This window comes from Lonsdalea britannica (assembly GCF_002111595.1).
GTDB lineage: Bacteria > Pseudomonadota > Gammaproteobacteria > Enterobacterales > Enterobacteriaceae > Lonsdalea > Lonsdalea britannica.
In genome coordinates, this window is the sequence record NZ_LUTN01000005.1 from 23,529 (window position 1) to 40,110 (window position 16,582).

Sequence of the window (16,582 nt, forward strand, 5' to 3'; positions counted from 1 at the left end):
CACCCGTCTGACCGCGACGACCCGTTCTGCGTCGTCGCGGCCCAGCAAGACATTGAGAGGCGGGCCGAGTATGCCATCACCCTGTGGCAACGTCGGTCCGCCTTTTTCTTTTTGTTGCCGTACTTAATCTAAATAGCGTTCACGTAAGCGTTCGCGCGCCGGCATATCCAGTCCGTAGTCCCGCATCAACCAGTTGTCGATCGAGCCGTGCCGCTCACGGATCGTCCGTAGCGCCGTCTGTAGAAACTCCTCGCGAGCCGACAAGATGAAGGAAAACGGCCGCATGGCCGCCTCGCCCAGCACCGGCGTCAGCTCTTCCATCAGGCGCTGGCGGAACGGTTCCAGCGTGGTTTCCGTCAAAAGATAATCTTCCATGACCGTCTGTTCATCCGCGCCCAGCGCGAATAACACCAGCGCTACGCCAACGCCGGTGCGATCCTTGCCCACGGCGCAATGCTGCACCAGCGCGCCCTCGCCCGGCGCCTGCAACAGCTGGACCAGATGGCGGTAGGCGCTGTTTTCGAACGGCAGACGTTCGTAGACGGTGAGCATGAAAGCGCGCGCATCCAGCTCGGCCAGTTTCTCCGACCCCAGCGATTCAAGATTCGCGGTCACCTCATGACTCGGCGGATTAGCCGGCATGGCATGATAGCTTGCCCCCGACCACAGTCGGTCCGGACGCTGCGCAGCCTCCGAAATATCACGGTAATCAATCACATGCACGACCGGCATCTCGGCCAGATACGTCAAGTCCTGATCGCTCAGTTCATTCAGTGAACCCGCACGCAGCAGTTTACCAGGGCGAACTCGCCGGCCGTCGGCCGTCGCCAGCCCGCCCAGATCGCGAAAATTAATCCCGCCGTTCAGCGGCAGGACGGAAGGGTGCAGCGTCTTGGCTAACGTCATAGCGTTCCTTTATTCGGTGGGAAGGATGGGTTCAGGAAAGCAGCGTCCGCGCCGCGTCCAGCACTACGTTCACCGATGCGGTTTCGGCCAGTTTCATCGTCGCGGCGTCCGGGATCTCCTGCTGGGTACGGTTCACGATAACGCCCGCGACCATGCCCGCGCGTAGCCCCTGACTGGCGCACATTGTCAGCAACGTTGCGGATTCCATTTCATAGTTCAGCACACCCATGCTCTGCCACTCTTCCATCGAACCACGAAAACGACGAACGACCCGACCTGAGAAGGTGTCGTAACGTTCCTGCCCCGGATAAAAGGTGTCGGAAGAGGCGGTGACGCCGACGTGTAGCGTATGACCCGCAGCGCGGGTGGCCTCCACCAGCGCCGACGTGCAGGCAAAGTCCGCGACGGCGGGAAACTCCATCGGCGCAAAATGCAGGCTGGCGCCGTCAAGGCGTACCGCCGCTGTCGTCACCAACACATCGCCCACGGCGATATGAGGCTGGATCGCGCCGGTCGTCCCGACGCGCAGAAACGTACGAACCCCCAGTTGCGCCAGCTCTTCCACCGCAATCGACGTCGATGGGCCGCCGATGCCGGTCGAGCAGATAATGACCGGCTGCCCCGCCAGTTCGGCGCGCCAGGACGTGAATTCGCGGTGGGATGCCAGAAACACCGGGTTCTCCATCAGACGGGCGATCTTCTCTACCCGAGCCGGATCGCCCGGCACAATCGCCAGTTCGGCACCGTGCATATCTTGTTGGGTTAATCCCAGGTGAAATACGTCTGACATATCGCTCTCCATCGATGTAGTAAATGAGAGGGCCTCGCCCTAATCTAATCTCGCGCCGCTCACCCGGTGACCCGGTAAACGTGGCGGATCCTGCAAAGGATCCGCATTGCTTGGTGACACTGTTATGTATAAATTTTCCGTACGGCGATAGCGCATACGCAAGGCGCTCGCCGCCGTCTATCCGCGATCAGGCGTTGATAAAGTCCTGCCAGTGCCGCACGAGATAGTTGTGCTCATCCATCACCGAATTCCAGACGGCAATGTGCCCCATGCGTTGCTCGTAGCTTCCCCCGTCACGCAGTTCGCCAGGCATGATCAAGGGGTTGCCGTGGGCATCCGGCAGCGTTTCGGCAGCAGGTTTGCCGCCGTACCAGAAATCCCATTCGGCATCAGAGAGATACGCGCGCGTGCGCTGCGGGTTAGAAATATAGTAGCCCTGTCGCGCCATGACCGCCCCCGGCCAGCCGGACTGCCACCAGTTCAGATAATCATAGGCGGCTTCTTTCACGCGCCCACTGACGCAACGCGACAGCGACAGACCGCCGTACCAGGCGCGATAGCCCTCTTGCGGCACCGCCAGCTTGAACCCTTTTTGACGGAAATGATGCCGAAAATACGTCGGTGCCCACAGGCTCTGTATGCAAACCAGCTGATTCCCGATGAGCTTGCTCGCTTCGTCATGCGTAGAATCCAGCGCGGCAAAATGCCCCTGCCTGCGCAGACCCGCCAGGACATCGGTCAGCCGATCGATCTCTTCCAACGTCAGGTTGCCCACATTGCCGAACTGAAACGATCCGCGCGCTTGCACCGCTAGTACGGCGTCCAGCACGCCCATCGAGGCATCATCCTGTAATGCGACCTGACCAAAGAACGCGGGATTCACCAACCATCCCCAACTCTCCTCTTTCCCCCTGAGCGAAGCCGGCAGACGCTCGACCTGATAAGCGAAGCTGTCGGCGTTGTGCGTCAGCGGGAGCATACTGATCCGCTCGGTGGGATGGGCGCCCAGCTCGCCGTTATCCTGCACATACAAGCGATGAGCCGGTACGCTGCCGCCGCTCAGCGCTTGGCCGGGCAACAGCGTACCTCGCTTGGGAAGGGCGTTAATTTCATCCCAATACTGCAGTCTTGCGATCTCAAGCGGCTGGATTGCCTGCGCAGGCCAGACAAAGTCAATATTGTGAAACCACTGGTCGTACAGATCGTAACTTTCAGGGTGCATGACCGCTATGCGCTGCGCTTCTTTGACGCTGCATACCCGATAGTCGATACACATGCCCAAATCCTGCTCCGCCTGCTTGCGCAGCAGCTCCAGCAGCGTCACAGAGGTTCCCAAAACTCGTAAGGTCACACCGCTGCTCTTCATCACTGCCCGCCGTTTGTCATGATCAACGACGTCTGAAAGTGCTTAATACCGCTTTCGCATCCTGAAATCCGCATCCCCCGATTCATGATGTTTCCTCGCCGCAAGGGCGCGAGCGTGTCACCGCCGGTTTACCAAGGTGCTGTCGGGGAGAAACGCGAAGAGATCCCCGAAGAGTGATGGGGATGTGCATTTTTTTCACGATAATAATACCTTTCAAGCTCAATAGAGATGGGCCATGCCGACCATAACCACCCATGGGCGAATCGTCAAACAGCCTGAGAACCGCTCGTGTCACCACGAGTTCTGGCGCGCTCGCGCCAAGTTGTGCGAACGCATGAGCATGCGAGAACGCCATTGTGTCACCATTGTCCAGAATCGATGATACCGCAATCGTCAACCAACGGCAGTTGGCTGCGTTCAGGATCGCGCTTAATCCCACGTCGCCTTTTTGGGTCAGGGCATGACGTCGCCGGAATTTGGCCCCAGCGTTTGACCGACAAAGAGATTGCCACCCGGATCGCTGGCCAACAGCAGCACGGCCGGTGCGACCTCATCGGGGTTCCCGAATCGCCCCAACGGTAGCTCTGCGGCTTTGGCCTTTTTCCAGTCGCTGCTGATGCCGTCGATCATCGGCGTCGCGATCGGGCCGGGAGCGATGGCATTGACCAACACGTTGTGCGGCGCCATTTCCAGCGCCAGCGACTTGGTGAAGCCGATAACGCCCGCTTTCGCCGCCACATAATGACACAACTCCGCCCCCCCTTTGATACCCAGCTGAGAGGCGATATTGATGATGCGCCCCCAACGCTGACCCCGCATCCAAGGCAGCGCCCGCTGGGAAGAAAGGAATACGCTGCGCAGATCTACCGCCATCATTTCCTCCCACATCTCCAGCGTGATCGCCTCGCAGGGCGCTTGCGTCAACAGCCCCGCATTGTTGACGAGGATATCGATACCGCCGTAGTGACGGACGCAGTCATCAACGCTTTGCTGCGCGCCCGACGGCGTCGCGACATCTACGACGCTGCCATAGCATTCAACGCCGCGTTGGCGGCAACGCTCGACGACGTGTTCCAGTCCTTCCGCATCGCGATCGGACAACAGCAAGCGCGGATGGTGCTGTGAGAAAAGTTCGGCGATAGCGAACCCGATACCGCTGGCCGCTCCGCTGATAACAACGCGTTTATCCTGTAATGACATCCTATTCTCCCTCATCCGGCCAATGTGGATGGACCGTCGTCAATCATATAAGCGCTGGTCAGCGCAGAGAACAACCATGACCAGCGAAGTGAAAACATGCATAGCAGATAATCAAACGAAGAAAGCGATCTTGTCGTCGAATTCTGCATTCTATCCCATGACCTTCTACGCAGACCTTGAGCAAACCGACCTGATCATCTCACCTATGGGCTGCCATCCCGTTTCGCCGTACGACTCCCATCGCCGGAAAAGGTCTTTTACCTTCCCAGCAAACCTCCGAGAGTCCTTGCGGTTCGCCTCTTCAGTCATTTGTTTTTCCGAACGAAATGCGTTTTATCACTCGAAAACCCGCCGAATAGATAGCGATCTATTTAATTGATTCATCACTATTCGTTAGGTAAATGGGCAATTAGGACGACAAAAAAACAAAAGTTTACCGTTAATAATAAAAATATCAGATGAATATATCGCCATTATTTAAAAAATGGGAATGAGACAACATTTCCACCTAAAAAATCACTCGCGCAATGCGTGTCATCCATAAACGTATCTTATATTAAAACATCCATTATTGAGCGAGTATTATCCAGAAGGCCCGTTTTTCAAACGCCATCAGTCACGCACATCGCCGCAGAGGTGTGCGATAATGACGACATGCGCATGGCAGGGGGGACGATGTCATAAAGGATGTTAACTACACACGATAATAAAAAACCGGACATTCGTGGCACAGCACGTTACGAAATGATCCATCAGGTATTGCAACAGGCCATCAAGGCAAAAACGTTGCCTGTCGGACTGGTCATGCTGGAAGGACCGCTCGCCGAATTGTTCGGTACGAGTCGCGTTCCCGTTCGCCGGGCGCTTGGACTCTTGCATGAAGAAGGATTGCTCAGCCGCTTCGAAGGCCGAGGTTTCATCGTGGCCGCGGCGGACCAGGAAATAGAACCTGTGCGTATGCCGCTCAACCGCACCATGCTCGGATTCGATCAGCAGCAAGAGCTGGTGGATACACGCAGCACCGGTGAGAAAGTGCTCAGCGATCTGCATGAAGCGCTATCCACCTGTATGGTCTTTGGTCATTACCAGCTTAACGAGGCCAGTGCGGCCGAGTTTTACCACGTCAGCCGCAACGTCATCCGCGAAAGCCTGATGCGACTGCGCGATCGCGGTCTGGTCGAGAAAGAGCCCTATTCCCAATGGCTGGCCGGGCCGCTTACCGCCCGTGAAATCCGCGAACATTACGAAGTTCGCGCCAGTCTCGAACCCGCCGCGCTGCGTCGGGCCGGGCCACTCATCCCTCAAAAGCACATTGAAGCCAGTCTGACGCATATTGAACGCATTCGAACCAGTAAGGTCAGCACGGGGATTGAGCTTGAGCAGGTTGAAGACGATCTGCATCTGCTGAGTCTTGAGTTTGCGGGCAACCGCGCCTTGGTCGATATTCTTCGGCAAAGCCACTCTACCCTGACTATCGCGCGTATCTTCCACGAAACCCTCTCACTACCTGTTGACGAAGCAATGGTGAGCGAGCATCAGGTTATCTATCAACTCCTGCTAGAAGGTCGCTGGGACCTCGCGGCGCGAAACCTGGATGAGCATTTGGCGAATGCCCAAAATAGAACGCTTAAAAAGCTGAAAGTTCTGTCCGTACTCCCAGAACCCACGCTCCCCCCCTACCTCCATCGCCTCAGCTGACCCACAGCATAACCCGGCAGCGAAACCCCCTCTGTTCCAGAAATAACATGTCAAAAATGAAGAAACCCACCGAACAGCCAATGCCCTCACAATAGCGACTCGCACGCCACGCCGCTGTGTTAACAGCGGCGGCTGAATTCGGTGAGTTAGGCCGATAGCCTGGCATTTGCCTGACCGCCGCTCGACCCAGAGCCACGGTGTTAACCCCAGCGCTTTATTTGGACTGCGTTATTTTTCGCTCATCGGGCAAGAGAAGAGAGAGGATCATCGCCACTGCGGCAACCGCAGCGACGCCAGCATAAATCCCCTGAAAACTGCCCACCCATGACTGAAAGTATCCACTGCCTGCATTACCCAAGCTGGTGCCGATACCCAGAAAAACATTAGCCACCGCGAAAATAGCGGTGGAAGTCTCAGGACTCGCCGCTTTGGTGATGTAAGCCGGAATAAGACCAAAGATCGCATAGAACGACAGGCCGAACGCAACAGCGGCCATGCGCAAGGTGATTGTTCCGCCCTCCATGGCCACGAGCAAGCCAGCGGCGAGAAGGAGGCTATACGAAAGCGCCAGCGTCATACGAACCCCAATTTTGTCAGCCAGCAGGCCAAACGCGAATCCACTGATGAGGCCAGTGACGCCGATCATGGACCAAAGCTGGCCGATAAATGAGATCGAAAAGTGCTGCTCATTGCCCAGGAAGGAAGCAAGGTAGTTCTGCCAGGGGCCGCATGCGATACCGCTCAATGCGAGCAGCGTCCAAATCAGGAAGTGCCGGGGGGTTGCCAGGGACTTCAATCGGGGGGATTTCTCCAGATTAGCCTGCTTGTCTAAACAATTTTGGGGGGACGCCTTCCTGAAGACATCCGCGGCCAGTCCACGTAGCACGGTATAACCAATGATAGCCACGGTAATGGAGATCGCGCCAATCACCATCCACACCGTACGCCAGTCATAGCCATGTATCAGAAAGGGAACCAGCAACCCCGTGGCAAACTGCCCATAGGCTGTTCCACTGGATATCAGTCCATTAATGCTCGACTGCCAGGCGATGGGGACGACTTTTCCTATGACGCCAACGGTTGGAATAACCGTCATTGCGGCACATGAGCCGAGTGCGATTAACAAAGCGCCCGCCTGCCATATGTTCTGTACTGCGGACAACAGAGTCAGTAAAAAACCGGCCGTCAGCGCGGCCGCAAAAATCACATTGCCACCGCCGAACCGGCGCGTTAAAGGCGAACAAAACAGGGATGCCGTCAGATACGAGACCTGCGCCCCTCCTGTGATGATGCCAACAGTCGGAATGCCAAAGCTGAGGCTTTCTTGCATGAAAGTGACCAGCACAGAGAAAAGGTACAACCCGAAGCCAAAAACGATTGCGATATAAAGCGTCAGGATGATTGCCACGCTGGCGGTACTGACCAGACTGGCGGGGCGAGACGTCATGGGTTTAGACTGCATAAAAGAGATTCCTTATCGCAAGGTGACGGCTGAGGATATCGAGTGTTTTGCGTAGGTATCCCCGTTTCCGTATCATCTATATACGATAACAACTATATAGTTAATTATCTATATAGAATAATTGCTATATAGATTCCACAAGCAAAAATAGAGAAAGGTTTATGCAGACAGAACCGCAGTTGCAGGAGGTCTTACATGCGCTCGCTAACCGCCACAGACTAATGATTATTCGCTGGCTGGCGGATCCCAAAGCACATTTTCCGATACAGCGTGATGGGGATCTGACTGAAGATGGCGTCTGCGTGAGTTTTATCACTGACAAAACCGGTCTGAGTCAGCCGACAGTCACCACTCATATGCAGGTTCTGGCGAAAGCGGGACTGGTGATTCCTACGCGGATAAAAAACTGGGTTTATTACCGACTTAATGATGCGGTGGCAGAACAGTTTTTGGGCGAACTGGGCGCCTTGCTACGCCGATCGTAAGAAGCGGGAGTTAAGGCTTAGCGCTTTGCATAAAGGCAGCGGGCTTCGCTCATCCTCACGACACCCACGTGGTTCATGCAGAAGAGGAATCAAATACCTGTCTCAGTTTATAACCGATTTGCTTGCCGTCAGGCGTGCGCCATGAAGATGAATGCGTGCTGTATGGACCGTCCCCACTCTGACATCGAAGATCTGACCACAGTCTATAAAGGCTCGCAGGAAGGATGAGGAAAGGGTGAACTCAACGGTCTGGGTACGGAATAAAAAAACGGGGAAACGATCGTTTCCCCGTTGAGTCATGATGGGCCAGCATGTGGCTTATGCCGGACTGATGCGTCCCGGCGAGAGGCCGGGACACTGACGGGACGGCTCTCTCGTCAGCGATCAGGCCTGCGTTTCGCGCAGACGTTTCGCCGCCTGCACCATGTTAGCCAGTGATTGACGCGTTTCCGGCCAGCCGCGCGTTTTCAGACCACAGTCCGGGTTCACCCACAGGCGATCGGCAGGGACGTATTCCGCGGCTTTGCGCAGCAGCGCTTCAATCCATTCCACGCTTGGGACGTTCGGCGAGTGAATATCGTAAACGCCGGGACCGATTTCGTTCGGGTATTCGAACTCTTCAAACGACTCCAACAGCTCCATGTCGGAACGCGAGGTTTCGATGGTAATCACGTCGGCATCCAGCGCGGCGATGGAATCCATGATGTCGTTGAACTCGCAGTAACACATGTGGGTGTGGATCTGCGTGTCATCCTGAGCAATCGCGGCATTCAGACGGAACGCTTCCACCGCCCACTCCAGATAGGCTTTCCAGTCGGAACGGTGCAGCGGCAGACCTTCACGCAGCGCCGGTTCATCGATCTGGATGATGCCAATGCCGGCTTTTTCCAAATCTTCGACTTCGTCGCGCAGCGCCAACGCAATCTGTTTGGCGATGGTTTCACGGCTCACGTCTTCACGTGGGAATGACCAGCACAGGATGGTCACAGGACCGGTCAGCATGCCTTTTACCGGCTTGCTGGTTAAGGACTGCGCATACTTCGCCCACTCAACGGTGATCGGTTCCGGGCGGCTGATATCACCAATAATGACCGGCGGTTTCACGCAGCGGGAGCCGTAGCTCTGTACCCAACCGTTCTGCGTAAAGACGAAACCATCCAAATGTTCGCCGAAGTACTCCACCATGTCGTTACGCTCGGCTTCGCCGTGCACCAGAACATCCAAATCCAGACGTTCTTGCTCAATGATCGCCTGTTTGACGTGCTCGGCAATACCTGTGCGATAGTTCTGACCATCCAGACGCCCCTGTTTGAAGTCCAGACGCAAACTACGGATTTCAGTGGTTTGCGGGAATGAACCGATGGTCGTCGTCGGCCATGCCGGCAGCTGGAAGCGAGCACGTTGAGCTTCAGCACGCTGCGGATAAGGATGCTGACGCTGACTATCTTTCGCCACAATGGCGGCCAGACGTTTTTCCACCGCCGCATTATGTACGCGGGTAGAAGTACGACGAGCGCGGATTGGCGCACTGTAGGCTTCCAGCGGCTTACCGTCGCCGCTGTTCAGCGCGGTGGTCAACAGTGACAGCTCACTACATTTCTGCAACGCGAAAGCAAACCAGCTTTTCACTTCATCATCGAGACGCGTTTCTACGCTCAGGTCGATCGGACTATGCAGCAGCGAGCAAGAGCTACCGATCCACAGCGTACGTTTGCCCACCAGCGGCTGAAGACGTTCAAACCAGGTGCTGAGGTCAGCACGCCAAACGTTACGGCCATTGATCACGCCGAGAGACAGCACCCAGTCCGCCGGCAGCTGAGCGTTCAGCGCCGCGGCGTCGTCTTTGCCGTGCACCAGGTCAACGTGCAGCCCCTGAACCGGCAGCGCTTTGATGGTATCCAGATTCTGGCCGATGCTATCAAAATAAGTGGTCAGCAGCAGTTTCACCTGACCCTGTAGCGCATCGTAGGCCGGTTGGAATGCCGACAGCCATTTGTCTTCAAGTTCCAGCGCCAGCGCAGGCTCATCGATCTGTACCCATTCGATGCCGCGTTTCGCCAGTTCGCCCAGAACCTGTTTGTAGACCGGCAGGATATCGTTCAGCAGCGACAGGCGATCAAACGCCTCGCCTTTCACTTTGCCCAGCCACAGGTAGGAAACCGGTCCTAACAGGACGGGTTTGACTTTATGACCCAGCGCCAGCGCTTCATCGACTTCATCCAGCAGCTGCGTCCAGGTCAGTTTAAAACTCTGACCCTGAGTAAATTCAGGCACCATGTAGTGGTAGTTGGTATTGAACCACTTGGTCATTTCCGCTGCGGCAGCCGGTTCGCCGGTTGGCGCACGACCACGACCGATGCGGAACAGTGTATCCAGATCGACGGAGCCATCCGCATTCTGGTGGCGCGCCGGCACGTTGCCGAGCAGCAGACTGGTGGTTAATACATGATCGTACCAGGCAAAATCGCCCACCGGCAGCAGGTCCACACCAGCATCCTTTTGTTGCTGCCAGTGACGAGCGCGCAGATCGCGGCCGACAGCCAGCAGTTCTTCCTGGGTCGTGTTCCCTGCCCAATAGCTTTCCTGTGCTTTTTTCAACTCACGACGTAAGCCGACGCGAGGAAAACCGAGAGTATGATTTACAATTGCCATGCTTGAATTCCCATTTAGCCGTCCAGATGTTTACACATCCATAATCCGCAGGTAGTGTAGTCAGCACAAGCGCAATTTATTCACTGTCACTGTGAAGGACTCTCATGATCGAACTTAAACACTTACGGACGCTGCTGGCGCTGCGCAATACAGGATCGTTAGCCGCCGCCGCCGCACAGCTCCATCAAACGCAATCCGCGTTATCGCATCAATTTAGCGATCTGGAACAACGTTTAGGATTCCGGCTATTCGTCCGTAAGAGCCAACCGCTGCGATTCACTCCGCAAGGAGATATTCTGCTGCAGTTGGCGGAGCAGGTGCTGCCGCAAATCCAGCAAGCGTTACAGGCCTGCCACGAGCCTCACCAGGCCACGCTGCGTCTAGCCATCGAATGCCACAGCTGCATTCAGTGGCTGACGCCAGCGCTGGAAAATTTTCATCAGAGCTGGCCGCAGGTCGCCATGGATTTTAAATCCGGCGTGACGTTCGACCCGCAGCCTGCTCTGCAGCAAGGAACGCTGGATCTGGTGATGACTTCAGATATTTTGCCGCGCAGCGGTCTGCACTATTCGCCGATGTTCGACTTCGAAGTCCGACTGGTGCTGTCTCCCGACCATCCGCTGGCGACCAAAGAACAGATCGACCCGGAGGATCTCAGTGAGGAAACGCTGATGATCTATCCCGTGCAGCGCCAGCGTCTGGATATCTGGCGCCACTTCCTGCAGCCCGCGGGCGTCAGCCCGGCGCTGAAGAGTGTAGACAATACGCTGCTACTTATCCAAATGGTGGCGGCCCACATGGGGATCGCCGCGCTGCCGCACTGGGTGGTGGAAAGCTTCGAGCGTCAGGGACTGGTCGTCACCAAAACGCTGGGGAAAGGACTGTGGAGCCGACTGTACGCCGCCGTACGCGATGGCGAGCAGCGTCAGCCGGTCATTGACGCCTTTATTCGTTCGGCGCGTCAGCACGCCTGTTCGCATCTGCCGTTCGTGCGGGACGCTTCACAACCCAACGCTGATGTACCCACAACGACGATAGAATAACGGCCGAGCCGACGATAAAGCTCGGCCAATGCGGTCGTTCCTGCCAAATCGCGAAATTGACCAGCAGGCCCGCCGGAACGTGAAAGTTGTTCATAATCCCCAACGTTCCGGCGTCCACCTGCGTCGCACCGTAGTTCCACATAAAATAGCCTATCCCGGAAGCCCCGATTCCCAGCCATACCAGTACGCCCCACTGCAACGAGGTCGTCGGCAGTTTGTGCGCGTTGCCGAATAGCAGCCAGGCCACCACCGAGACGCCCAGCGCACCGAGATAAAACCACGAGAATGCGCTGTGCTGCGGCATGGGATAGACCTCCATCAGGCGCTTGTAGCCAACCTGTCCGATGGCGAAGAAAATATTGGCCGCCTGCACCAACAACAGACCCCACCAGAACTGTCCGCTGATGCCGTCGTACCGAATCACCGCCGCTCCCGCCACGGCTAACAGCGCACTGAGCGCATATCCCCAGCGCAGGGGTTCCCGTTTCAGAAGATCATAAATCAGCGTCACATACAGCGGCGTCATGACGGTGAATAGCAGGAACTCCGGCACGGAGAGATAGAGATAAGCCTGAAAGGCGAACAGATACATGATGCCGAGCTGGCAGGCGCCCACCAGCAGGTAGAGCAGCAGCGCGCGCGGCGCGTAGCCCCGCCAGCGCAGGAAAGGCAGGAAGATCAGGCGGCTAGCCCGACACGAATCAGCACCGAAAACCAGCTGTCGACGTGACCCGCCAGATATTCGCCAATCAGGCTGAAGGAAAAGGCCCACAGAATGGTCGTTATGATTAGTAATGGCACGCGATGACTCACTCCAATAGCACTCAACAGGAACCGCTATTGTAAATGAGTTCTACGCGCGATTTTTCACCAATGCGGTTGACAACCGAACAAATAAAGCGCGATTGCCAACCGTCTGTCACACTGAGAACTTAGAACTGCCAGCGCAGCCAAGCGAAAAATACGTTGCCGTTATTGTAGGTTCCAGGAATGTAGGTCGCCTGGAAAGACAATCTCTGATAGCTAACGGAGGCCAGAGGCAACAGCACCGGAATCGGGAGGTAGTTCCAGTTATCTCGAAAAGTGACGCCCGCTGTGAATCCCAGCCCCAAGTGGAAATCAGGATCTGTCATCGGCTGCCAGCGTTTTTCGTAGCCGTAGCCTCCGATCGGTTCCCATTTGTTAAAGGAGTCCTTGAACGCCATCAGGTACAGGCCGTGCCAGTCGCCATCCTCATCCAACCGAGCGACGCCGAAGCCCGCGCCCCAGGGACGCTCATTGTAACTCTCGGCCTTTTCCTTGTCGTACGCCCAGCGGTTATGCCAGGTTATCGCCGGTACATAGAGGTCGTAGGATTGCGGAGAATTCCAAGTCATGGACAGATTGGTTTTGGCGCGTTGCCAGAATCCGTCCCCGATGACGTCGTTTCCTGCTCGCTCGCATTGACGGAAACATTATTGGAATCGACCTTTTCAGCCATAACAGGCGCCGAGAGGACGGACAACAGAGGTAAACACCGCGAAGGTACAGCTAATTTCAACAACATATCCAGTTCTCAATCACTCATAAAACGCGCGCAGACGCCGTCAAGGCGGTATCCTTTCAGATGTTGCAGCGATAGGGAAAAATAGAAATAACACGTGTGGTCTCAGACAGAAAAAGTCGCGACGCGCTTCAGAAAGATCGCGCCACGAAGGCAGGCGACGCAAAGCGCTTCACCTGAATATAGAGCATCATTCCGAAGTGCGTGAAGAACATACAGGTCGACGACGCTCAAATACCGTCTCCGTATTCAAAGCCGCGAGCACCGTTAAAGTACTGATCCATATCCATGGAGGGTTTATCTGTTTCAGGACGGCCCACAATGCGCGCCGGCACGCCAGCGGCGGTGGTATGAGGGGGGACCGGTTGCAGTACCACGGAACCAGCGCCGATTTTGGCTCCACATCCCACCTCAATATTTCCTAAAATTTTAGCGCCAGCGCCGATCATCACCCCTTCACGGATTTTGGGATGGCGATCGCCGGTGGTTTTGCCGGTCCCGCCCAGCGTGACCGACTGAAGAATTGATACATCGTTTTCCACAACGGCGGTTTCGCCGATGACGATCCCCGTCGCGTGATCCAGCATGATGCCGCAACCGATGCTCGCCGCAGGATGGATATCCACCCCGAAGGAAACGGATATCTGATTTTGAAAGTAGGCCGCCAGCGCCCGGCGATCCTGCAGCCAAAGCCAATGACCAATACGGTAGGCCTGCAACGCGTGAAACCCTTTCAGGTAGAGCAAAGGCGTTGAGTATTTATCCACCGCCGGATCGCGCAGGCAGACGGCCTGAATATCCCGGGCGGCAGAGACAATCATTTGAGGTTCGGCCCGGTAGGCCTCTTCCAGCACTTCGCGGATGGCGATGGCGGGCATGGTGGAGCTGGCCAGCTTGTTTGCCAGCATGTAGCTCATCGCGCTGCCCAGATTCTCGTGTTTCAGCAACGTCGCATGGAAAAAGCTGGCCAGCATGGGTTCACAATCAGCCAGACTGCGCGCCTCATCTTTGATGTTTTTCCAGACCAGCTCTAATTCATCATTCGACATTGCAACCGTCCTCCGAAGTCCATCGCATGCTAAAGTCATGTCTTTTCTGCGCAAGGCAAAACGAGATAGCCGCCGTCAGACGAGGACGATTCGTTTTCCTTGAAAAGGGATTAGCTGGCGCTCTCGTCTTTGCGCGACCGGCCCAGCAGGCTTAGCGCGGCTTCTCGTGCATCTTTACCGCAATAAAGCACCTGCCACAGCTGTTCGGTAATCGGCATCTCGACGTTAAGCCGCGTTGAAAGGGCCATGACCTCTTTCGTATTGCGATAGCCTTCGACAACCTGTCCAATCTGGTCACGGGCCACTTCGACGCTCATCCCCTGCCCCAGCATCATACCGAAACGTCGGTTACGCGACTGATTGTCGGTACAGGTCAGGACCAAATCGCCCAACCCGGCCATCCCCATAAAGGTCGAGGGGTCTGCCCCCAGCGCAACGCCCAGGCGCGTCATCTCGGTCAAGCCACGGGTAATTAACGCCGTACGGGCATTGGCGCCGAAGCCCATCCCATCAGACATTCCCGCGCCGATAGCGATCACGTTTTTCACCGCGCCGCCCAGCTGAACGCCAATAAAGTCCGGATTGCGATAAACCCGGAAACTTTTGCCGCAGTGCAGCAGTTCCTGCAAATCATCGGCAAACTGGCTGTCCGTCGACGCCAGCGCGATAGCGGTAGGCAGGCCGGCAGCCAGCTCTTTGGCGAATGTCGGTCCCGACAGCACCGCCAAAGGTATTGCGTCGCCCAACGCTTCTCGTGCAACGTCCTGTAATAGACGCCCGGTTTCGGCTTCCAGCCCTTTGGTCGCCCAAACGATGCGCGCATCCGCGCGCAGATAAGGCTTAATCTGCCGCAGCACGTCGCCGAACACATGGCTCGGCACGACCACCAGAATATTTTGGCTGGCGGCCACGGCACGCGCCAAATCGCTCTCCAGCAGCAACGTATCCGGAAAAGGCACATCCGGCAGGAACGCCTGGTTGCACCGGGCATCCTGCAACGCCTGCACGTGGACAGGGTCATGTCCCCAGAGCACAACGTTATGGCCGTTGCGCGCCAGTGTGATCGCCAGTGCGGTACCGTAAGAGCCGGCACCGATAACGGTCATGGAAGCGTCAGGCATGTTCATCAGGCATCCAGCTGCGGCGCAGCGGCGCCTTCTTCGGATGCTTGCTGTTCCAGATAGTTCATGAACAGCGCATCAAAGTTGACCGGAGCCAGGTTCAACTGCGGGAAGGTACCGCGGGAAACCAGGCTAGTTATGCATTCACGCGCATACGGGAACAGAACATTCGGGCAGTAAGCGCCCAGACAATGAGCCAGCTGCGGGCCTTCCAGACCGGAAACGGTGAAAATACCCGCCTGCTGAACTTCACACAGGAACGCCGTTTCTTCACCCAGCAGCGCAGTCACCGTAACGCGCAGCACCACTTCGTAGACGTCGTCAGCCAGCTGCTTGACGCCGTATCCAGATCCAGTTTGACCTCAGGGCTCCACTCTTGTTGAAACACCTGCGGTGCCTTCGGCGCTTCGAAAGAGATATCTTTGGTGTAGATACGCTGGATTTGGAATGAGGTTTCGACGTTGTTGTGTTCGGACATAGTTAAAAATACCTTTTGTTAGATTTCCTTGACGCGCTTCCCTGTCTGCGGAAAGTCAACGCCAGCGCTAAGGGCCCCGCGCCCGGTCAATCATTGCCGCGGGCGCGACGCACGGCCGTCTCTATTACTTGCCGCGAACCAGTGGAAGGTTTTCACCGCTCCAGCCCGCAAGGCCGTCTTTCAGAATCACAACACGGGTAAAGCCCGCGTTAAACAGCTGCTCGGCTGACTGACGAGAGGACATCCCGTTAGCGCAGACCACGATGACGGGCTGAGCCTTGTGCTTTTCGAGTTCGCCCAAGCTACCGTTTTTAATATCGTTAGGTAACAGGTTGATGGAGCTCGCGATGTGTCCACGGCGATACTCTTCACGCGTACGCAGATCCACCACGACCGCATCTTCTTTGTTAATCAGTCGGATCGCTTCTGTACGAGCAACATCCTTTACCTTCGAAAACTTACTCTTAAACGTAAGCACGATGACCAGAACAAGCAACACAACCCAAGCCAGGCTGAGGATCGGGTGTCTGCTAACGAATGGCATGATCTCTTGCATAATGTCTTGCATGAGGTGTAACGACTCCGGAATCAGTTAAGCAATCAATATTGAGGTGTTTGAGTATACCTGCGCGATAGGGCAATTACAGCCTGAAAGCCAATATCGCCGAGTGAATCTGCGCGTAGCTACATAAAAACCCGCCAGAAAACGACACGCGCGATCATTTTATGCGGAGAGTCTTCCACTTATCTATTATTGATCTCATTGCAGCCTGCATCAGCGACTCTCGC

At 56.1% G+C, this 16,582-nt stretch carries 12 protein-coding genes and 3 pseudogenes; 3 read left to right on the forward strand and 12 right to left on the reverse strand.

Annotated features, from left to right (window positions below):
* Positions 1 to 123: 123 nt before the first annotated feature.
* The 4 genes from AU509_RS05615 to AU509_RS05630 form a co-directional block, all read right to left on the reverse strand.
* Positions 124 to 906 (reverse strand): tyrosine-protein phosphatase, encoded by a 783-nt coding sequence (locus AU509_RS05615; RefSeq protein ID WP_094117866.1) that lies wholly within the window; start codon positions 904 to 906, stop codon positions 124 to 126.
* A gap of 31 nt (positions 907 to 937) precedes the next feature.
* On the reverse strand, positions 938 to 1,696 hold the full coding sequence (gene udp, locus AU509_RS05620) for a uridine phosphorylase (protein WP_085650779.1): 759 nt from the start codon (positions 1,694 to 1,696) through the stop codon (positions 938 to 940).
* Positions 1,697 to 1,883: 187 nt separating this feature from the next.
* Positions 1,884 to 3,062 (reverse strand): ABC transporter substrate-binding protein, encoded by a 1,179-nt coding sequence (locus tag AU509_RS05625; RefSeq protein WP_094117867.1) that lies wholly within the window; start codon positions 3,060 to 3,062, stop codon positions 1,884 to 1,886.
* A gap of 453 nt (positions 3,063 to 3,515) precedes the next feature.
* On the reverse strand, positions 3,516 to 4,262 hold the full coding sequence (locus AU509_RS05630; protein WP_094117868.1) for an SDR family NAD(P)-dependent oxidoreductase: 747 nt from the start codon (positions 4,260 to 4,262) through the stop codon (positions 3,516 to 3,518).
* A gap of 687 nt (positions 4,263 to 4,949) precedes the next feature.
* Here AU509_RS05630 and AU509_RS05635 point away from each other — a divergent pair.
* A complete protein-coding gene (locus tag AU509_RS05635; protein WP_094117869.1) occupies positions 4,950 to 5,960 on the forward strand; it encodes a GntR family transcriptional regulator in 1,011 nt (336 codons plus the stop codon).
* Positions 5,961 to 6,174: 214 nt separating this feature from the next.
* Here the strand turns inward: AU509_RS05635 and AU509_RS05640 are convergent, their stop codons facing one another.
* Positions 6,175 to 7,422 (reverse strand): MFS transporter, encoded by a 1,248-nt coding sequence (locus AU509_RS05640; protein ID WP_094117870.1) that lies wholly within the window; start codon positions 7,420 to 7,422, stop codon positions 6,175 to 6,177.
* Between the two features lie 161 nt (positions 7,423 to 7,583).
* Here AU509_RS05640 and AU509_RS05645 point away from each other — a divergent pair, with 161 nt between their 5' ends.
* A complete protein-coding gene (locus tag AU509_RS05645; RefSeq protein WP_085650774.1) occupies positions 7,584 to 7,907 on the forward strand; it encodes an ArsR/SmtB family transcription factor in 324 nt (107 codons plus the stop codon).
* A 384-nt stretch (positions 7,908 to 8,291) separates the two neighbouring features.
* Here AU509_RS05645 and metE read toward each other — a convergent pair whose 3' ends face one another.
* Positions 8,292 to 10,559: a 5-methyltetrahydropteroyltriglutamate--homocysteine S-methyltransferase gene (metE, locus tag AU509_RS05650; protein ID WP_094117871.1), complete on the reverse strand. Its 2,268-nt coding sequence runs from the start codon at positions 10,557 to 10,559 to the stop codon at positions 8,292 to 8,294.
* A 104-nt stretch (positions 10,560 to 10,663) separates the two neighbouring features.
* On the opposite strand from metE, the gene metR reads away from it, so the two are divergent.
* A complete protein-coding gene (gene metR, locus AU509_RS05655; protein WP_085650772.1) occupies positions 10,664 to 11,602 on the forward strand; it encodes an HTH-type transcriptional regulator MetR in 939 nt (312 codons plus the stop codon).
* Here the strand turns inward: metR and AU509_RS05660 are convergent.
* The 6 genes and pseudogenes from AU509_RS05660 to AU509_RS05685 form a co-directional block, all read right to left on the reverse strand.
* A pseudogene (locus tag AU509_RS05660) lies at positions 11,505 to 12,403 on the reverse strand (carboxylate/amino acid/amine transporter). The gene metR and the pseudogene AU509_RS05660 overlap by 98 nt on opposite strands.
* A 131-nt stretch (positions 12,404 to 12,534) precedes the next feature.
* Positions 12,535 to 13,014: pseudogene (gene pagP / locus AU509_RS05665) on the reverse strand (lipid IV(A) palmitoyltransferase PagP); the annotation flags it as partial.
* A 361-nt stretch (positions 13,015 to 13,375) separates the two neighbouring features.
* The gene (gene cysE, locus AU509_RS05670; RefSeq protein ID WP_085650769.1) at positions 13,376 to 14,194 is read right to left on the reverse strand and encodes a serine O-acetyltransferase; all 819 of its coding nucleotides are present in this window, start codon (positions 14,192 to 14,194) and stop codon (positions 13,376 to 13,378) included.
* Between the two features lie 110 nt (positions 14,195 to 14,304).
* Positions 14,305 to 15,321: an NAD(P)H-dependent glycerol-3-phosphate dehydrogenase gene (gpsA, locus tag AU509_RS05675; protein ID WP_085650768.1), complete on the reverse strand. Its 1,017-nt coding sequence runs from the start codon at positions 15,319 to 15,321 to the stop codon at positions 14,305 to 14,307.
* A pseudogene (gene secB / locus AU509_RS05680) lies at positions 15,321 to 15,793 on the reverse strand (protein-export chaperone SecB). The gene gpsA and the pseudogene secB overlap by 1 nt, the downstream one beginning before the upstream one ends.
* Positions 15,794 to 15,917: 124 nt before the next feature.
* Positions 15,918 to 16,352, reverse strand: coding sequence for a rhodanese-like domain-containing protein (locus AU509_RS05685; RefSeq protein ID WP_176223460.1), 435 nt, complete (start codon positions 16,350 to 16,352; stop codon positions 15,918 to 15,920).
* Positions 16,353 to 16,582 lie beyond the last annotated feature (230 nt).